The following is a 16,957-nucleotide window of genomic DNA, read 5'->3' on the forward strand; positions in this document are numbered from 1 at the left end:
GCGTGACCCTTCTAGAACGTATTGAAACGCTTTTTGGTTCCATGCATAATCCCTCTTCCAGACAGCTTTTAACGGCCATTAAACAATTGGATGCCCGCCTCGAGGATGTAACCCCTTTCTTAAAAGAACCCGGCAATAAACCTTACGGAAGACAGATGTTTTATCAGAATGATCACATTGAAATTCTTGTTATGCAATGGTCAACTTATCTCGACTGTGCTCCTCATGATCATGGCCAGTCCTATGGTTGGGTTCAGATTATTGCTGGCAGCTCAGATCATTGGATTTATGAGATTTCTCCTGCCAGCCTTCCATTGGAGAGATTAAATCGGAAAGAAAAAAGCGGTTCCTATTTGAATGTGGGCAAAGGAATGATTCATAAAATGGGATCCCGAGGAGAAGAGCCTTTGATTACACTGCACGTTTATACACCACCAATCAGCGGGATGAAGGTCTATGATTTAAATAAATGCGCGGTCTGTATCGTATCCGAGGATTGCGGTGCCTGGTGGCCAGAGGAACAAAAGCAGCAGCTTAAAACGGTTCGTCTAAAAGGGCCATGGGAAAATGAACCTTAAATCATTTCATATATCATGATTTCAGGTCATTTAAGACCTTGTGCACAAAGCAGTCCACTTTTCCCTACCGTTTTATTCCTTTTTTACCCTTACCTCCTCACGTCCACCCTTAAGGGTTGAAACTCTCTCTCATCGTGTTAAGATAAGAACTTATATGATGAAATTGACTACACGGCTATAAGGAGAGGTTGCATGTTAGAAACAAAGAAAGTGCTTGTTATTGGAGCAGGTTCAATGGCAGAAGCAATTGCTGCCGGAATGGTCACACAGGATAAGCTGCCTGCCAGCAACATTACAATGACAAACAAACAAAATGATGAACGAAGAATTGAACTCATGAAAAAATACAAGGTCGGGGCATTGCCCTACCATGAAGCTAAAATTGATGAAGCCGACGTCATTCTTTTGGCCATGAAGCCAAAAGATGCAGAAAGTGCATTGTTGGAGCTTGCTCCTCATGTGAATTCAAACCAAATCATCATGTCGGTATTAGCAGGTATATCGACTTCTTATATGGAAGAATTGCTTCCAGAAGGACAGCCGGTGATCCGGGTGATGCCGAACACGTCAAGTACGATCGGAGAATCAATCACAGCTATAACAGGCGGAAATTCAGTATCTATGGAGCATATTGAACTGGCCAAAGCGTTGTTTTCTGCGATCGGAAGAGTAAAAGTAATTGATGAAGAGCAAATGGACGTTTTCACAGGAATTGCGGGAAGCGGACCAGCCTATATTTATTACATTCTTGAGCATATTGAAAAAACAGCGGTGGCCGAGGGACTGGATGAAGACATGGCAAGAGAGATTGCTGCGCAAACTATATTTGGCGCCAGCAAAATGGTGCTTGATACAAATGCTGATCCGGAAACCTTAAGAAAAAGAGTAACTTCCCCTAACGGGACAACCGCCGCCGGACTTGATGCCCTTCGTGAAAATCATGCAGGACAGGCATTTTCAGAAGCCATTCTAAGTGCCAAGAAAAGGTCAGCTGAAATCCGGAAGGAATTTGAGAAAGTTTCTGTTTAAAACTGCAACACGATTATCCCAATTCATTTTGGGGTGATCGTTTTTTGTTTGTAGTAATTAAAGGTATAGCCTTCCCTGCTCTTCTTCATACTGTTAGAGAGAAACGGAAGGAGCTGTCACAACATGCCTCGTTTTAAGATCATTGATATGATTCTCTTGGCAACCATAGCCACTGTTTTTATATGGTCAGCGATTCAACCCCGGGATTACTTTACATGGGCTCTAGAGGTCACACCCGCTGTGGCATTGTTACTTGTTCTTCTCTTCACGTATCATCGTTTTTCACTGACCACTCTCTCTTATACAGGCCTTACTGTTTTGATTCTCATGATGTTTATTGGAGGGCATTATACCTATGATGATGTTCCTTTGTTTGAAAGCATCCAAAAAGCCGGCCACTTCCAGCGGAATGATTACGACCGATTTGGCCATTTTTTGAAAGGGTTTGCGATTCTGCCCATTCGGGAAGTGCTCTTCCGTTCAACGGGTATAAAGAACAAATTTTGGACAAGCGCCATCAGCATGAGTTTTGTCATGTCCATCGCTGCCCTGTATGAAATTGTTGAATGGCTGACAGCAAAAATCGCCGGTACACCGGCAAAGGATTTTTTGGGCACACAGGGGGATCTATGGGACTCCCAATGGGACATGAGCCTGGCCTTTCTGGGCGCCATTGTGTGTTTAATCCTGTTCACCCGTTTTCATGACAGAAAAATGTCTGAGTCAGGATTGAAACCGAAGCAGGACGCGGTCAACTGATGAACCGTATCCTTCTCCAAATAAATGCACGATAAGGTAAAAGAGCTGATACAATTCTTTCCGATCCTCATAATCTTGTCCGAGCGGACGATAGTATGTATACGCCTCATAAAAGGAAGGAGAATATCCTCCAAAACGTTCGGTAACCGCCAGATCCATCTCACTGTGCCCGTAAAGAACGGCCGGGTCAATTAACACCGGTTCTCCCTTTGAATCACTCATCCAGTTTCCTCCCCACAAATCCCCATAAAGCAATGAGACTTCCGGCTGCTAAGAATCCATTGTGTCAAATGATCCATCAGTTTCAGGAGGTTCTCATACCTCCTGCCATGGATGGTTTTAAGCTTCGTCCCTAATTGCACCTGGCGCTTGTTTTAAATAGGGAGAAATACGTTGAATCAACTTGTCTTGAAACATAAACAACACCACCTGCTTCATATAGTTTGAAGATCATGCATTTAAAACGAATGGAGCAGAAGGTGAAGATAGATGCAAACGTTCATTGGATTAAAAGAAGGCATCCACGCCAGGAGAAATATGCTGCTTTCCATGCAGCAGGAGGATGGTTCTTTTCGATTTTGTTTTGAAAACCCGGTAACCACGGATGCTTATTTATTGGTGTTGCTTGTTCTTTTTAACTGGAAGGATCATCATCTGAAAGACGTACTTGCCCGGCGGATTCTCTCCAAACAATCTTCCGATGGCACATGGAGAGTTTACCCTGATGAAAAGAAAGGCAATCTTTCTGTCACCATCGAGGCGTATTGTGCGCTTTGCTATTATGGGCAGGACATTCATGACGAAAACATGCAGCGGGCGAGAAGCTTTATTTTGTCAGAAGGAGGCTTTAAAAAAGCAACTTTACTGACCAAAGCCTTTTTGTCAATGAATGGAATACTTCCCTGGCCCCGTCTGCCTTTTGATCCCGGCCTGTTAATCGATTTGCCGGCCATATCACCGCTTCAGTTTTTTGACTTAAGCAGTTTCGCCCGTATCCATTTTGTACCCATGATTGCTGGCATGAGAAACCAATTTTCAATATCTCACCCTTCTAAAGAATACCTTGCCGATTTAGCTCCCTCACGCGACAGCAAAAGCTGCTGGGAGGAGTTTGAAAATCAATCCTTTATCCGCTTTTTTAGCGATCATGCCGTTCCTTCCGACTCGATCGATGCAAAGCTGGAAAAGTATATGTTAAACCGAATCGAGAAGGACGGAACCCTGCTCAGCTATGCTATTTCGACTGTTTTTATGGTATATGGACTTCTCTCTTTGGGATACTCCATGGATTCTCCCGTTATCCAGAATGGGATTTACGGCATCATTTCTCTACTATGCTACAATGGGCAGCATTACATCGTCCAAAACTCGCCCTCCGCTATTTGGGATACTTCCCTAAGCTTATACGCTTTGCTGGAATCAGGAATGTCACCTGTAGACCCGTGTATCCAACAAGGGATCCATTTTTTACTGAAACATCAGCATACCGAAAAAGGCGATTGGCAGTACCACTGTCCAGAAGCTGCTCCGGGAGGATGGGGATTTTCAGAAAGCAATACAATTCACCCTGATCCGGATGATACCCAGGCAGCATTGCGGCCGCTTTCTGTTCTTGCCCATTATTCTGGCCAGATTCTTCATTCCTGGCAAAAGGGAATCAACTGGCTTTTAGCCATGCAAAATGATGACGGGGGCTGGGCATCCTTCGAAAAAAATACAAATAAAGCATGGCTTGGGGAGCTTCCCATAGACCATGCATATGACGCCTTAATTGATGCTTCGTTTGCAGACATGACAGGCAGGATCCTCGAATTTCTTGGAACATACAGTCCTCTCACCCTAAATGACACATCCATCCAGAAAGCGGTCAACTGGTTACATCATAATCAGGAAGCTGATGGATCATGGCTCGGCCGCTGGGGAGTTTGCTATCTGTATGGAACATGGGCCGCTGTTACCGGTTTGGCTGCGGCAGGCCATTCCCTTCAGGATAATGATCATTTAAAAAAAGCTGAGAAGTGGATCCGTAACGTTCAGCATGATAACGGAAGCTGGGGGGAATCGTGTGCAAGTGATATTTATCAAACCTATACGCCACTTCCCTATGGAACCCTTGTCCAAACCTCCTGGGCACTAGACAGTCTGACCTGTCTGCATTCCGCGCCTACCCCCGAAATTGAAAAAGCGGTCCGATATCTGCTTCATGCACACGATCTGCCTGGAACTCAGCCTTATCCGACAGGCAACGGCCTCCCAGGCTACAATTATGTGATCTACCACAGCTACAGCCATATATATCCACTTCTGGCTTTAAGCCATGTGCATACGAAATACGTCAGTCAAGGTGCGGGCTGAGCCGCCCGTACCCTGTGTCGTATACAGCTTGCGCGATCACCCTGTGCCCGACGTTGTTCGGATGGATGCTGTCCCAGGACAAAAGTTCTTTTTCACGTCCAACGAATAAAGAATAAATATCCGCCACTTTTACATTTGGCAAGGTTTGAAAGCTCTCGATATGGCGGTTGAAAAGCCTGACCCATTTGTATGCGGTGTCCCAGCGGTGGTAAGGATTATAAATATTCGTCAACCGGATAATATAGCTGCTTCTTCCTTTTTCTTTAAGCTGAATAATCTGTTTCAATATATGGCTCATATTTTTTTGGCACTCTTTTAACGTCCTGTGAAGTTCTGCCTCTTGTTTGTTTAACAAGTATTTTTTTCCGGCTTTGATCAAGTCATTTCCTCCGGCGGTTATCGTAATAATTTCCGACCGTTGCAAAGCCTTTCTCACCTTCGGTTCCTCAATAGATGCCAAAACATCCTGGGTCGTATACCCGTTTTTGGAGTAGTTATGAAGGTCGTACGTCTTAAGCAACGCATGCTCGGTCAACAGATGATACCTTTGAGCAAAGCTTCCCCATTCATCAGAAGAACCGATTCCTACGGAAATGGAGTCCCCCAAGGCAGTATAATGAGAATGCACTTTCCAAGATAAGCCCATCATGCTCGCACCTTTCGCACTCAATTATTTATAAAATATGAAGAAAGAGGGAAAGAGGTACGAAAATTCCAAATAAATTTCTTGCCAATTATTTTGATGGGATGATATATTTTAATTAATTTACGGGATGTGGCGCAGCTTGGTAGCGCGCATGCATGGGGTGCATGAGGCCGCAGGTTCAAATCCTGTCATCCCGACCAGTGCACTAAACTTACATAAGATCACGGGATTTGAAGCAGTGATTTTCTTCCTTCCAGATCCCGTTTTGCTCATAAAGACCATTTCTGAAAACATTCATTTGGTGGTCTTTTTTATTATGGTTTTCAACCAACATCTGATTGAAACGCTTACATTCAGAGCTCCTGTCTTCAATTCTTGACTACATATTCTGCTTGTGGTTAAACTGAATTCAGGTAGGGGAAAATGGTATTAAACACTTATAGAATCTGCACTATCTCATACATGGACTGCAAAAGAGCGCAGATTTTGAATCCTTTTTTTCGACCGGGGTACATAATCAAAAAACAGCAGCGGGGGCTGCTGTTTTTATGTCTTAGGGGGTATACTTTATAGGTGAATGTTTTTAAATTGTAAAGCATTTGTAAATGTTTTATTTCAAATTGTAAAAGCTGTTTATCTTTACAATCATTAAAGTTATAATTACGAATGGTTTGGGTTAACAAATTATTTAGGGTAAATTTACTTTTTCTTAACAAACGGAGGTTTTAGTCAATGATTTTTGGATCAAAAAAGGATTTGTTTCTGGACTTACTATCAAGCATCGCAGATAACGTTCGTGACTCCGCTCAGTACTTTGTGGATTTTAAAATCGGTTCCGAAGCAGATTTGAAAGAATTTGCGAGAAAGATGAAAGAATACGAAAACAAGGGCGATGACTTTATTCATGAGCTCATTATCGGTTTAAATAAAACCTTTATTACTCCCTTAGAACGTGAAGACATTTTGGAACTTGCGAATAAAATGGATGATATCCTGGACGGCATGGAACAATGTGCTTCCCGCTTCGAAATGTACAATATTGTTAAACCCGACCAATACATGGTGAAGTTCGCAGGACACATTCTTGAAGCAACTTATGAAGTTGCCGAATCTGCCAAGTTGCTTCACAAGAAAAAACTAATGGAAATCCGTCCTCATGCGATTAAATTGAATGACCTTGAATCTGTAGTGGACGACCTTCTTCGTGTAAGTATCAAAAACTTGTTCAGCATGGAAAAGGACCCTATCAAAATTATTCAGTATAAAGAGCTTTATGAGCTTCTTGAAGCGATCTCTGACAGCACAGAAGACGTGGCCGATACTCTCGAAACTATCATCATGCGAAATGCCTAAGGAGTGATTGGCTATGGATATATTATTTGTTCTGATTATTTTAGTCGTGATTTTTGCACTGGCGTTTGATTTTATTAACGGATTTCATGATACCGCCAATGCAATTGCGACCTCTGTGTCTACAAAAGCTCTTCCTCCAAAGGTAGCGATTGTGATGGCGGCAACAATGAACTTTGTCGGTGCCCTTACCTTTACAGGAGTTGCAAAAAGTGTAAGTAAAGACATCGTTGATCCATTCCAGTTCAGCGATGAAAAAATCGGGCTGATGATTGTGCTGTCTGCCCTCATTTCCGGAATTGCATGGAACTTGATTACCTGGTACTACGGGATTCCTTCCAGTTCCTCGCATGCCATTATCGGTTCCATTGCCGGTGCAGCAATTTCTGCTGCAGGATTCGGTGTTTTAAACTACGATGGCTTCGTGAAAATCATTCAGGCTTTAGTCATATCGCCGTTTGTGGCTTTGGCTGTCGGCTTTATAATCATGAGCATCTTTGCAGCTATTTTCAAAAATTTCAACAAGACGAAAACCAACAAAGGGTTCCGTACGTTTCAGATCTTCACAGCGGCGCTTCAATCCTTCTCACATGGAACGAATGACGCGCAAAAAGCAATGGGGATCATTACTCTTGCTTTGATTGCCGGTGGATATCATACAACAGAAGGCATTCCTATGTGGGTAAGGGTGGCTGCGGCGCTTTCCATGGGTATCGGTACATCTGTCGGCGGGTGGAAGATCATTAAAACCGTTGGCGGAAAAATCATGAAGCTTCAGCCGGTAAACGGTGCAGCAGCTGATTTATCATCTGCTATTATCATCTTTACATTTACAGCGTTAAAGCTGCCGGTCAGTACAACTCATGTTATTTCCTCAGCAATTATGGGGGTTGGTTCAGCGAAACGAGTGAAAGGTGTAAAATGGGGCGTGGCGAGACGCATTGTCATGACATGGATTATTACCCTCCCTATTTCCGCCGTTATTGCTGCCATCGTCTATCAAATATTGAATCTATTTCTTTAAATGAACCAAGCCTCAGGGATTCCCTTGAGGCTTTTTCTTTGTTCATTCTGATTACACCCGAGACCCTTGTCTATACGATTTCCCCTAAACAAGCATATACATAGGAAGAAAACCAATTTGAGGTGAAAAATTTGTCCAGATGCAGAAAAAACAACGAATCTCTGCGCTTTTTTCCTTATGGCGGATATGACCCATTCCACAAAGAATCTGTTTCCCACCATCCTGAACTGATTGAACCTTCCCCGCCGCGGCCTCCGTTTCCAGCTCCTGCTCAGGGATTTGGCCCTGAAGCAGCAATGGGCGCCTTTCTGCCCCCTCCAGGTCCGGGTGCCTATATGAACCCTCAAATGCTGCCGCCACGTCCACCCTATCCATACAACCCCTACTATATGCCACAGGGCGCAAACGGCAAACAGCCAAACACGAAAGCCTCGCAATCTAACCTGCCTTCCCTGCCAAATGGATTTCCTTTTGGAAATGGAAGTTTTCCCGGAGGTCAGCAGTTTCCATTCAATCAGCAGCAGCCTTTCCAAAATCCCGGCGGCCAATTCAGCTGGGGAAAGACATTTAACGGCATTAACTCGGCCATGGGTATGATGCAGCAATTGGGTTCGATTATTTCCCTCTTCAAATAACACAAAAAGAGACTCAAGCTTTTGAGTCTTTTTTTATGTAAACAGCTGTTTTGCCAAAACAGCTCCCTCCAGATGATGAAGATCAATCCAGTACGCACGGTCGATAAACAGCGGTTTTTCGTGAGGAATGCCATCAAACAACGGCGGCAGAGCTGTCCCGCTAAACCAGTCTTCCTTTTTGGAAGCATTGCTGTAAAAGATATTCCAGCATGACAGGAGCTCGGGACTGTAAAATCGGGATGCTTTTCTTTTTAGCGAAAAAAACCGGATTCGTTCCTTTTTATAGTGGGGCAAATAAACAGCTGCATCCGAACTGAAAACATGTCCCCAATAGTCTGCTCTTGATCCTGTATGCATTTGCCGGTCCGCAAATTGCAAAGCCCCTGAGAATATTCTTTCATGAAAGAGCAGGCTGTACAGGCGCTTTCCAACTTTTATCCGTTTGGAAAGATCACGAAACGCTGTTACAGAGATTCCGGCCAACTTAGGCTTCTCACCTGCCACCGGAAAAAAGATCTTGGTCAGCTGAAACAGATTTTGCAGCTGAAAAGGGAGACTTTGAAAGACTTCTTTATGGATATCATTTTGAATTACTTCCTTTTCAATCACGTTTTGTTCATTGATAATTAAAGCCATCGTAAGAATCCGGCTGTCTTTCTTCCAGAAAAAATGATCCCATACTCCCTTCATGAATGAAGAAATATCAAATCCTTTAAGCAGATGAAATAAACTCCTTCCCATTCTTTTGCTTTCTTCATACAGCAGCAATTGAGGATAAACGTCCTGAAAGATTAAACTATTGGCTGTTTCCAGCGTCCAGTAAATCTTTTCCCGTTGTTCATCAGTAAGCAGCCTCTTCAAAAATTCTCCCTGCAGGTCGGTCATATGATAGCCTGCGTTACGTGAGACCATATGTGCCAGAAAAGCCCAATGCAGTTCCTGATGCCGTTTGAAATATCGGTAATAGGCCTCTGTTCGGGTAATATTATTTTTGTTTTTTTCACTCGTTTGTTGCAGAATGTCCTCAATGATCCTCTTTTCATCGCCAATATATACAGGAATTTTCCCATCGAAATCAAGCACTTTAAGCCGGAAAGACAGCCAGTTTTTATCATCTGGGGACATTTTCCAAAAACATTCTTCTGCAGCCGGTTTAAGACGTTTAAAAAAGCGGGCTGTGAGAGCGGAAGGGATAAGAAAGGCTTTGGAAAGCGTCCGGTTCAGGCGGTGGTTTTTCATAAGGCATCTCCTTCAACACCGTTCTGTTAAAAGGTATGAAAGGAGAAGCGAAAATAAACCATCATCCATGCAAGATTGCTGGATGATGGTTTATCAATCATGATTTGGAGGCAACGCCGCCTGACAGAATGAATTTCATGGCGTCTTCGGCCTTAATATCAAGAACCGTAACCTCTTTTTTGGGTACCAGAAAGGTAAATCCTGCGATTTGAAAGGTTTGCGGAATATACACAGCAACATGCTCCGAAAGCTCATCTCCCAGATCCTTCAGGTCTTCAGCTGTAACAAACCCAATGCTCTTTAAACCGGTAGCAGGTATCTCCACCAGGACTACCGTTGAAAACGACTTCTTTTCACCAAGCAACGACTGAAAGGTATCTTTAATGACGGTATAAAGCGTTTTAACCAGCGGAATCCGTTCCAGAGCGGAATCGAGAAGAAAAATAATCTGCCCGCTGATGACCTGGGACGAAAGCCAGCCGAGAAGTGTTAAAAGAATAATTGTTGCCAGAATGCCGATGCCTGGTATATAGCCGCCTTTCATATAGCTTCTAAGTGTATCCCCAAGGATCCCGTCCAGAAAATCGAACACTTTGACAAGAACATAAAACACAAGAATGATCGGAAGTGCCGTAAGGATTCCGTTCATAAAATATTTGGCAACGGTTTTCACTATCCTTCTCTCCTATTGATGCACACGGTGCTGCTTGATTCTGTCTTTCAGCTTTTCCTGCAGTCGGCGTGTTACAGGGCCTATTGGATAGGTTGCCTGCACATCTCCCTCAACGGAGATGACAGGTGCAATCTCCATGGTTGTACTTGAGATAAATACTTCATCTGCTGCTTGAAGTTCTTCGGTTGTGAACGGCTCCTCGTTTACCGCGATTCCCTCTTCCCCGGCAATTTCGAGAATATGCTGCCGTGTAATTCCATTTAAAATAAGGTTTGTTGCCGGATGTGTGCGCACTTCATTATGTTTAACGATATAAAGGTTGGAAGAAGAACCCTCAGTGCATAAACCTTCCCGGTGCTGAAGAGCTTCACCGCAAGAATGATCGGCCGCGATTCGTTTAGCCATGGTATTTCCGAGAAGATTCAGGCTTTTAATATCACAGCGGAGCCAGCGAATGTCCGGTGTCAGGTACGTTTTTATGCCCTTCTCTTGAGCCTCTGCCGGAGGATCCATTTTTCGGGCAAACCCGGTAATCAGGCAGGCTGATTCTCTTTCGAACAAATGAGCTCTTGGTGAAGCGCCTCTCGTCATTTGTATGTAAACAATACCATTATGGATGTTGTTCGCCTTAATCAATTCGGCGGTCTTCTCCTTTATTTGCTCTATAGAATAGGGCAGTTTCATATCAAGCTTTTGGGCACTTTCTTCAAAACGACGAAAATGTTCATTCAGCGAAAAGGGTTCACCGCCATAAATATAGACAACTTCATAGATGCCATCCCCGAAATTATAGCCTCTGTCTTCCATATCAATAGAGACATGATCCCGTTCAATAATCTGGTTTCCAAATAAAACAAATGGATTCTCCATTTCATATCACCTCGTAATCGATTATATGACAGGATTACCGTGTTTAGCTACCTTCAATGTCGTTTTGCGACAGTTAAAAAAAGATTACCCTTGTATTTGGGCAATCTTTCTTGATGAATTCTATTCCTTTTCAGCGGAAACTACTTTTTGGTTCTTCAGTGTTACGATGTATTTGTCTTTCCCTACTTTTACTTTGAATTCATCATCGTACTGGTTCTTCAAATCTTCATCCAACTCAAACTTCTTCTGAAAATGATCGTTGATTGCTTTTAAGTTTGCCTTGCGATTATTCTCTCTTTGAATGGAAGACGATAAAACGATTACAAAAACAACGGTACTGATGACAAAAATAATCTTTGCTCTTCTGCTCACGGCCTGCTCCCTTCCTCCAAATGATTCCAAAGATAAGTATATCTTATCTTTGCCATGAAAAAAAGCAGATGTTTGGTCTGCTTTTTTCGCCTTATTTCCACCAGTCATCCTGCGGAGCGGCAGGCAGGCGCCGTTTATGTTCTGTAATGGCATACCGGTGTTCGATTTTTTCTATGGCTTCAGCCGATACTTCTTTTCCTTCGAGGTAATCATCGAGCTCGTTATACGTGATGCCAAGGGCTGTTTCATCGGGCACCCCAGGTTTGTCATCTTCAAGGTCAGCCGTAGGAACTTTCATGTAGATTCTTTCTTCTGCTCCCAATTCTTTCAGCAATGCTTTCCCCTGTCTTTTGTTCAGGCCGGTCAAAGGCACAAGATCACATGCTCCGTCTCCATATTTGGTGAAAAATCCTGTGATCGCTTCAGCCGCATGGTCTGTCCCAATGACAAGGCATTGATTGGCTGCTCCGATATCATATTGAACTTTCATTCTTTCTCTGGCTTTAATATTGCCCTTTAGAAAATCCGTGATCTTTCCGCCGGTCGCTTCATGAAAGGCGTCTGCCGAAGCATCCACCGCATTTTTAATATTCACGGTAACCGTGCGATCCGGTTGGATGAAGTTCAATGCTCGCTGTGCATCTTCTTCATCCTTCTGCACGCCGTAAGGAAGACGGACGGCGATAAACTGGTAGCTGTCATCTCCTGTTTCCTTCTTTAATTCATTGACCGCCATCTGAGCCAGCTTGCCTGCAAGTGAGGAATCCTGGCCACCGCTGATTCCGAGGACAAAGCCTTTCAACTTATTCTTCTTGACATATTCCTTCATAAATCCAACTCTGTTTCGGATTTCCTCCTGTGGATTTATTTCAGGTTTCACTCCTAAGTCATTAATAATCTTCTGCTGCATTTCAGTCATGATTTCATCCACCTTTGTCGAAGTAATACAGTTATATTACCCTTTAATAGAAAGCGAAAAACTATGTTAGTTTTTATCACATGATATTATAGCATTCATGATACCCTGTTGTATCGATTTTTGTTACAGGTGGTATTCCTTTTTCAGTCCAGAAAGCTCGGAAAGAGAGCGTGTGGACCAGTCATCCCCTTTTTGTTCCAATTCCTTTTGCATCTCTTCCAAAGACATTTTCAATGATTCATAATAATCCGGAACCTGCTCTTCGTAAGGTTTAACCGTATGCTCGGGAGACCATGTTTTTTCTTGAAAAGCCAGTGCTTTTCGCTGATGGAAAAACGGAACATCTGCCTGGTTTGGGTTGTGCAGGTCCCCCTGTTTTGGATGTTTCAAAACCGCCAGAATGCTCACGAGCACTTTTCCATTTTTCACCTGTTCTGCCTCACCTATATATTTCCCTGTTTTGTATAACGCGGTAACTTTCATTCCCGGTTCAATTGTATTCATGGTTTTGATCTCCTTTCGATTTCTTTCATCACTTCAAAGGCCAAATCTTCATTCCCAAATAACGAAAGCACTCCGAGTACGGATTCGTCCGCTATTTCTTCGGACTCTTGTTTTGAAACGGTTTGTTCGAGCATATGGTTGAGTCTTTCGTTTTCCTGCTGAGACGGATAGGCACGGAAGTACAGTGCTTTCGGATCGATATCGTGATTGATACACCATTGGGCAAATACAAGAATCATCATGCCTTCATCTTGTTTATAATTTTGAATAATTTGCTGTTCCAAATCTTTTGGATCCATTTGTTTCACTCCTTCATCCCTCTCCACTATATTAGCATCCCTTTTAAAAAAAGAAAAAAGCCAGTGAAGGTTTTTGTGAAAAACACTCCACTGGCTGATCTGATGTCTCATATAACTATTGCTGTACAGGTTTTTTCCAGAAGCCGACAAGCAGCGCTGTAACGAGGGCACCGATCAGGATTGCAAGCCCGTATAAGAATGGATTCCCTTCAACAAACGGAACAACAAAGATTCCGCCGTGAGGCGCCCGGAGACCGATACCGAACAGCATTGTAAGCGCTCCTGCCGTTGCGGAGCCTGCCACCAAGGAAGGAATAACGCGCCCTGGATCTGCTGCCGCAAACGGAATGGCCCCTTCTGTAATAAAAGAAAGACCCATTACATAACATGTTTTTCCTGCTTCACGCTCTTGCTTTGTAAATTTATTTCTGAAAATGGACGTTGCAATGGCGAGGCCGAGCGGCGGCACCATACCGCCAGCCATAATCGCTGCATGCGGTGCAAAGTTGCCGGCATCGATCATTGCTATACCAAATGTAAAGGCTGCCTTGTTGATCGGGCCACCCATGTCAATGGCCATCATTCCTCCAAGCAGAAGACCGACAAGGATGGCGTTTCCTTTACCCAAGCCCTGCAGCCACGAAGATAGAGCTTCATTTAATGCCTGTACTGGATCATTAATCACAAAGAGCATAATCAAACCGGTAATCAGTATGCCAAATACCGGATAGAGCAAAACGGGTTTAATGCCTTCCAAGGATTGTGGAAGCCTGGAAAACAGTTTTTTCAGTCCAAGAACAATGTAACCGGCAAGAAATCCGGCAATAAGGCCGCCGAGGAATCCGCTGTTTCCAGTGGATGCCAGGAAACCTCCGACCATCCCTGGGGCAAAGCCCGGGCTGTCTGCGATACTTCGAGCAATAAAGCCGGCAAGCACGGCAACCATTAATGCAAAAGCCGTTTTACCGCCAATCGTATCAAGCGCGGCCGCAAACTGATTATAAGAAGGATCTTTCGGATCGGCTGAATGAATCCCAAACATAAAGGAAATGGCGATTAATATCCCGCCACCGACAACAAAAGGAAGCATGTTAGAAACACCATTCATCAAATGACGGTAAAATGCCGATTGACGCTTTGGTTTTTCTCCGTCTTCAGCAGCACGCGGTCTGCTGCCTGCTGTATAAACGGTTCCCTTTTTTTCTGCCGCATCATTCAGCAGTTTTTGCGGATTTCGAATAGCCTGAGCCACCGGAACCTGAATGAGTGTTTTCCCCTGAAAGCGGTCCATTTCAACTTGCTTATCCGCAGCGACAATGACAGCAGTCGCTTTTTCAATATCCGACGAGGTTAACCGGTTTTTTACACCACTTGAGCCGTTGGTCTCCACCTTCAGTTTCAATCCAAGCTCATTGGCTTTGGCTTTTAAGGCGTCAGCGGCCATGTAAGTGTGGGCAATACCGGTAGGGCAAGCGGTAACAGCGACTACATACGTTTCATCATCACTTGTCTCCACTGGTTGATCTTCCGTTTCCTCTTCTGCTGCCTCGGCCACTTGTTTCTCATTAATCAATGTAATAACTTCATCTTCTGTTTCCGCTTTCAGCAAACCTTCACGGAATGTCATATCCATCAAATAGGAGGACAGCTTGGATAAAGTTTCAAGATGCTCATTGTTAGCGCCTTCACTGGCTGCGATCATAAAAAACAGGTTGGACGGCATGCCATCAAGCGCATCATAATCCACTCCCTCCACACTGCGGCCAAACGCAATGGAAGGGGTTTTAACAGCCGCGGTTTTGGCATGCGGAATCGCAATTCCTTCACCGATTCCGGTTGTGCTTTGTGCTTCTCTTGCAAGGATTGCTTCACGATAAGCTTCCTTATCATTCAGCTTTCCGGCTTCATGCAATTTATTGACAAGCTCATCGATTACACTCGATTTGTCTTTGGAAACAAGATTAAGCTTGATGGTATCTTTTGTAATCAGTTCTGTAATCTTCATCCTTCTTCCCCCTCTATCAGGTTTACGGTTACTTCAGGCAGATAGCGGTCAATGTCTTTTGCTGTACAGAACCCTTTTGAAAAGGCAGAGGCGCTTCCTGCTGTAACCCCATATTTAAAAGCTTCAAGCACATTTCCGTTTTTGGTGAAATGCGCAAGGAATCCGGCAACAACCGAATCTCCCGCTCCAACGGAATTTTCCAAGGTTCCAGATGGCACATTGGCGAAGGCAGCAAGTTCTTTGCTGACAAACACCGCCCCGTCCCCGGCCATGGAAACAAGCACATGCTGTGCCCCTTCGTTTACAAGCCGTCTCCCATAGGCGGCTGCCTCACGGGGATCTTTGATGGAGGCGCCTACTAAGTCGCCCAGCTCATGATGATTCGGTTTAATTAGAAAAGGATGATGAGCCAGTGCTTCCTGCAAAGGTTTTCCTTTTGAATCAAGAATAGCCTGTGCGCCTTTTTGCCGTATGGAGGAGATTAGTTGACCATAAAATTCATTTCGTAAACTGGATGGCAGGCTGCCAGCCAGCACAACAAAATCAGTTGATTCAAGATTTGCCAACAGATTGTCTTCCAATTGTTCCAATGCGGATACTGGAATGGAAGGAGAAATTCCGTTGATTTCTGTTTCTTTTCCGGTATTCAATTTAATGTTAATTCGTGTATTTTCTTCCACGCGGATAAATCGGGTGCCAATGTCAGCCTTCTGAAGAGAACTTTCAACAAAGTCGCCTGTAAATCCGCCGACGAATCCGGTTGCAACGCTGTCTACACCCAAATTTTTCAATACTTTTGAAACGTTGATTCCTTTTCCCCCTGCCACTATGGATTGTTCATTGACAAGGTTGATCTCGCCCTCCTTAAGACCATCTGTTTTCACAAAATAATCTATGGAAGGATTTAGTGTTACTGTATAAATCATTTTTCCACCGCCTTAACCAAGGTCTTCTTTTCAAATGATGCAAGCTGTACGTTTTTGCTTTTAACCGTAATAATAAATGCTTCTTCAAGCAAGGCGACTTTTGAAAAACTGGATTTTCCAAATTTAGATGGATCAGCGAGGACGTATTTTTCCTGAGAAAGCTCGAGTACCTTTTGCTTTAAAATGGATTCCTCAGGATCGGGTGTCGTATATCCCCAGTCCTCATGGATTCCGTTTATTCCGATAAAACATTTATCAAAACGATAATTTTCCAGACTCTTGATCGCTCCGCTGCCAATCATGGCCCCTGTCTTTGGTTTGATAAGGCCGCCAACCAGGTATGTCGGAATTCCCTTCTCTACGAGCGGTTCAACAAGCTGAATTCCATTCGTCACAACAATCAGGTTCTCCAGATTCAAATGCGGAATCATCTGCATTGTCGTTGTCCCGGCATCCAGATAAATGCATTCATGCTCCTGAACCAATGAAGCAGCATATTGGCCAATATTCTGTTTCTCCTCTACATTTCGGAGAGTTTTCTCGGCAAGGGAAGGTTCTTCTGCTTTATCCTCGATCCTTGATGCCCCGCCATGTATACGTTTTAGCTTTTTCGCTTTTTCAAGTCTGTCTAAATCCCTGCGGATCGTTGATTCCGAAGAACCTGTTTCCTGAACTAGCTCTTCGAGGGTTACTACCTTTTGGTTATCGAATAATGACAAAATAATTTCCTGGCGCTGCGAAAACAGCATCTAACCCCTCCTTGCTGGTACTTAT

General features: G+C 43.8%; 19 protein-coding genes and 1 tRNA gene. 8 read left to right on the top strand and 12 right to left on the bottom strand.

Features of this window, described 5'->3' with window-relative positions:
- Positions 1-2 precede the first annotated feature (2 nt).
- The 3 genes from DMO16_RS04690 (at position 3) to DMO16_RS04700 (ending at position 2,366) form a co-directional block, all read left to right on the top strand.
- The gene (locus DMO16_RS04690) at positions 3-578 is read left to right on the top strand and encodes a cysteine dioxygenase (protein ID WP_241840456.1); all 576 of its coding nucleotides are present in this window, start codon (positions 3-5) and stop codon (positions 576-578) included.
- 192 nt (positions 579-770) lie between these two features.
- Positions 771-1,607: a pyrroline-5-carboxylate reductase gene (gene proC, locus DMO16_RS04695; RefSeq protein ID WP_129475708.1), complete on the top strand. Its 837-nt coding sequence runs from the start codon at positions 771-773 to the stop codon at positions 1,605-1,607.
- Between the two features lie 123 nt (positions 1,608-1,730).
- The gene (locus DMO16_RS04700) at positions 1,731-2,366 is read left to right on the top strand and encodes a DUF2238 domain-containing protein (RefSeq protein ID WP_129475710.1); all 636 of its coding nucleotides are present in this window, start codon (positions 1,731-1,733) and stop codon (positions 2,364-2,366) included.
- On the opposite strand, the gene DMO16_RS04705 is transcribed toward DMO16_RS04700, so the two are convergent.
- Positions 2,331-2,588 carry a fructosamine kinase family protein gene (locus DMO16_RS04705; protein WP_129475712.1) on the bottom strand — a complete coding sequence of 86 codons (258 nt, stop codon included), beginning with the start codon at positions 2,586-2,588 and terminating at the stop codon, positions 2,331-2,333. The genes DMO16_RS04700 and DMO16_RS04705 overlap by 36 nt on opposite strands.
- Positions 2,589-2,855: 267 nt before the next feature.
- Between DMO16_RS04705 and DMO16_RS04710 the strand changes: the two genes are divergently transcribed.
- Complete coding sequence (locus DMO16_RS04710) at positions 2,856-4,721, top strand: prenyltransferase/squalene oxidase repeat-containing protein (protein ID WP_129475714.1); 1,866 nt, start codon at positions 2,856-2,858, stop codon at positions 4,719-4,721.
- On the opposite strand, the gene DMO16_RS04715 is transcribed toward DMO16_RS04710, so the two are convergent.
- Positions 4,702-5,367 (bottom strand): GDSL-type esterase/lipase family protein, encoded by a 666-nt coding sequence (locus tag DMO16_RS04715; RefSeq protein ID WP_164988856.1) that lies wholly within the window; start codon positions 5,365-5,367, stop codon positions 4,702-4,704. The two genes, DMO16_RS04710 and DMO16_RS04715, sit on opposite strands and share 20 nt — an antisense overlap.
- 123 nt (positions 5,368-5,490) lie before the next feature.
- Here DMO16_RS04715 and DMO16_RS04720 point away from each other — a divergent pair.
- The 4 genes from DMO16_RS04720 (at position 5,491) to DMO16_RS04735 (ending at position 8,376) form a co-directional block, all read left to right on the top strand.
- Positions 5,491-5,567 (top strand) — tRNA-Pro (locus DMO16_RS04720).
- A gap of 532 nt (positions 5,568-6,099) precedes the next feature.
- Entirely contained in the window at positions 6,100-6,720 is a 621-nt protein-coding gene (locus DMO16_RS04725; RefSeq protein WP_061969944.1) for a DUF47 domain-containing protein, read from the top strand.
- A gap of 13 nt (positions 6,721-6,733) precedes the next feature.
- Positions 6,734-7,741 carry an inorganic phosphate transporter gene (locus DMO16_RS04730; RefSeq protein WP_061969941.1) on the top strand — a complete coding sequence of 336 codons (1,008 nt, stop codon included), beginning with the start codon at positions 6,734-6,736 and terminating at the stop codon, positions 7,739-7,741.
- 131 nt (positions 7,742-7,872) lie between these two features.
- Complete coding sequence (locus DMO16_RS04735; RefSeq protein ID WP_129475719.1) at positions 7,873-8,376, top strand: hypothetical protein; 504 nt, start codon at positions 7,873-7,875, stop codon at positions 8,374-8,376.
- A gap of 33 nt (positions 8,377-8,409) precedes the next feature.
- On the opposite strand, the gene DMO16_RS04740 is transcribed toward DMO16_RS04735, so the two are convergent.
- The 10 genes from DMO16_RS04740 to DMO16_RS04785 form a co-directional block, all read right to left on the bottom strand.
- Positions 8,410-9,615, bottom strand: coding sequence for a DUF2515 family protein (locus DMO16_RS04740; RefSeq protein WP_129475721.1), 1,206 nt, complete (start codon positions 9,613-9,615; stop codon positions 8,410-8,412).
- Between the two features lie 97 nt (positions 9,616-9,712).
- Complete coding sequence (locus DMO16_RS04745; RefSeq protein WP_061969934.1) at positions 9,713-10,288, bottom strand: DUF502 domain-containing protein; 576 nt, start codon at positions 10,286-10,288, stop codon at positions 9,713-9,715.
- A 12-nt stretch (positions 10,289-10,300) separates the two neighbouring features.
- Entirely contained in the window at positions 10,301-11,158 is an 858-nt protein-coding gene (gene dat / locus DMO16_RS04750; RefSeq protein ID WP_061969932.1) for a D-amino-acid transaminase, read from the bottom strand.
- 120 nt (positions 11,159-11,278) lie between these two features.
- Positions 11,279-11,530: a hypothetical protein gene (locus DMO16_RS04755; protein WP_129475724.1), complete on the bottom strand. Its 252-nt coding sequence runs from the start codon at positions 11,528-11,530 to the stop codon at positions 11,279-11,281.
- Between the two features lie 91 nt (positions 11,531-11,621).
- Complete coding sequence (gene nadE / locus DMO16_RS04760) at positions 11,622-12,440, bottom strand: ammonia-dependent NAD(+) synthetase (protein WP_061971621.1); 819 nt, start codon at positions 12,438-12,440, stop codon at positions 11,622-11,624.
- 132 nt (positions 12,441-12,572) lie between these two features.
- Positions 12,573-12,953 (bottom strand): kinase-associated lipoprotein B, encoded by a 381-nt coding sequence (locus tag DMO16_RS04765; protein WP_061969926.1) that lies wholly within the window; start codon positions 12,951-12,953, stop codon positions 12,573-12,575.
- On the bottom strand, positions 12,950-13,252 hold the full coding sequence (locus tag DMO16_RS04770; RefSeq protein WP_061969924.1) for a hypothetical protein: 303 nt from the start codon (positions 13,250-13,252) through the stop codon (positions 12,950-12,952). The genes DMO16_RS04765 and DMO16_RS04770 overlap by 4 nt, the downstream gene beginning before the upstream one ends.
- Before the next feature lie 115 nt (positions 13,253-13,367).
- Complete coding sequence (locus tag DMO16_RS04775) at positions 13,368-15,257, bottom strand: PTS fructose transporter subunit IIABC (RefSeq protein WP_129475726.1); 1,890 nt, start codon at positions 15,255-15,257, stop codon at positions 13,368-13,370.
- Positions 15,254-16,183, bottom strand: a complete 930-nt coding sequence (gene pfkB, locus DMO16_RS04780; RefSeq protein ID WP_061969919.1) for a 1-phosphofructokinase — start codon at positions 16,181-16,183, stop codon at positions 15,254-15,256. The genes DMO16_RS04775 and pfkB overlap by 4 nt, the downstream gene beginning before the upstream one ends.
- Positions 16,180-16,932: a DeoR/GlpR family DNA-binding transcription regulator gene (locus DMO16_RS04785; RefSeq protein ID WP_061969917.1), complete on the bottom strand. Its 753-nt coding sequence runs from the start codon at positions 16,930-16,932 to the stop codon at positions 16,180-16,182. The genes pfkB and DMO16_RS04785 overlap by 4 nt, the downstream gene beginning before the upstream one ends.
- Between the last annotated feature and the right edge of the window lie 25 nt (positions 16,933-16,957).

Source organism: Fictibacillus sp. S7 (genome assembly GCF_004127935.1).
In the GTDB taxonomy this organism is placed as follows: Bacteria; Bacillota; Bacilli; order Bacillales; family Fictibacillaceae; genus Fictibacillus_C; species Fictibacillus_C enclensis.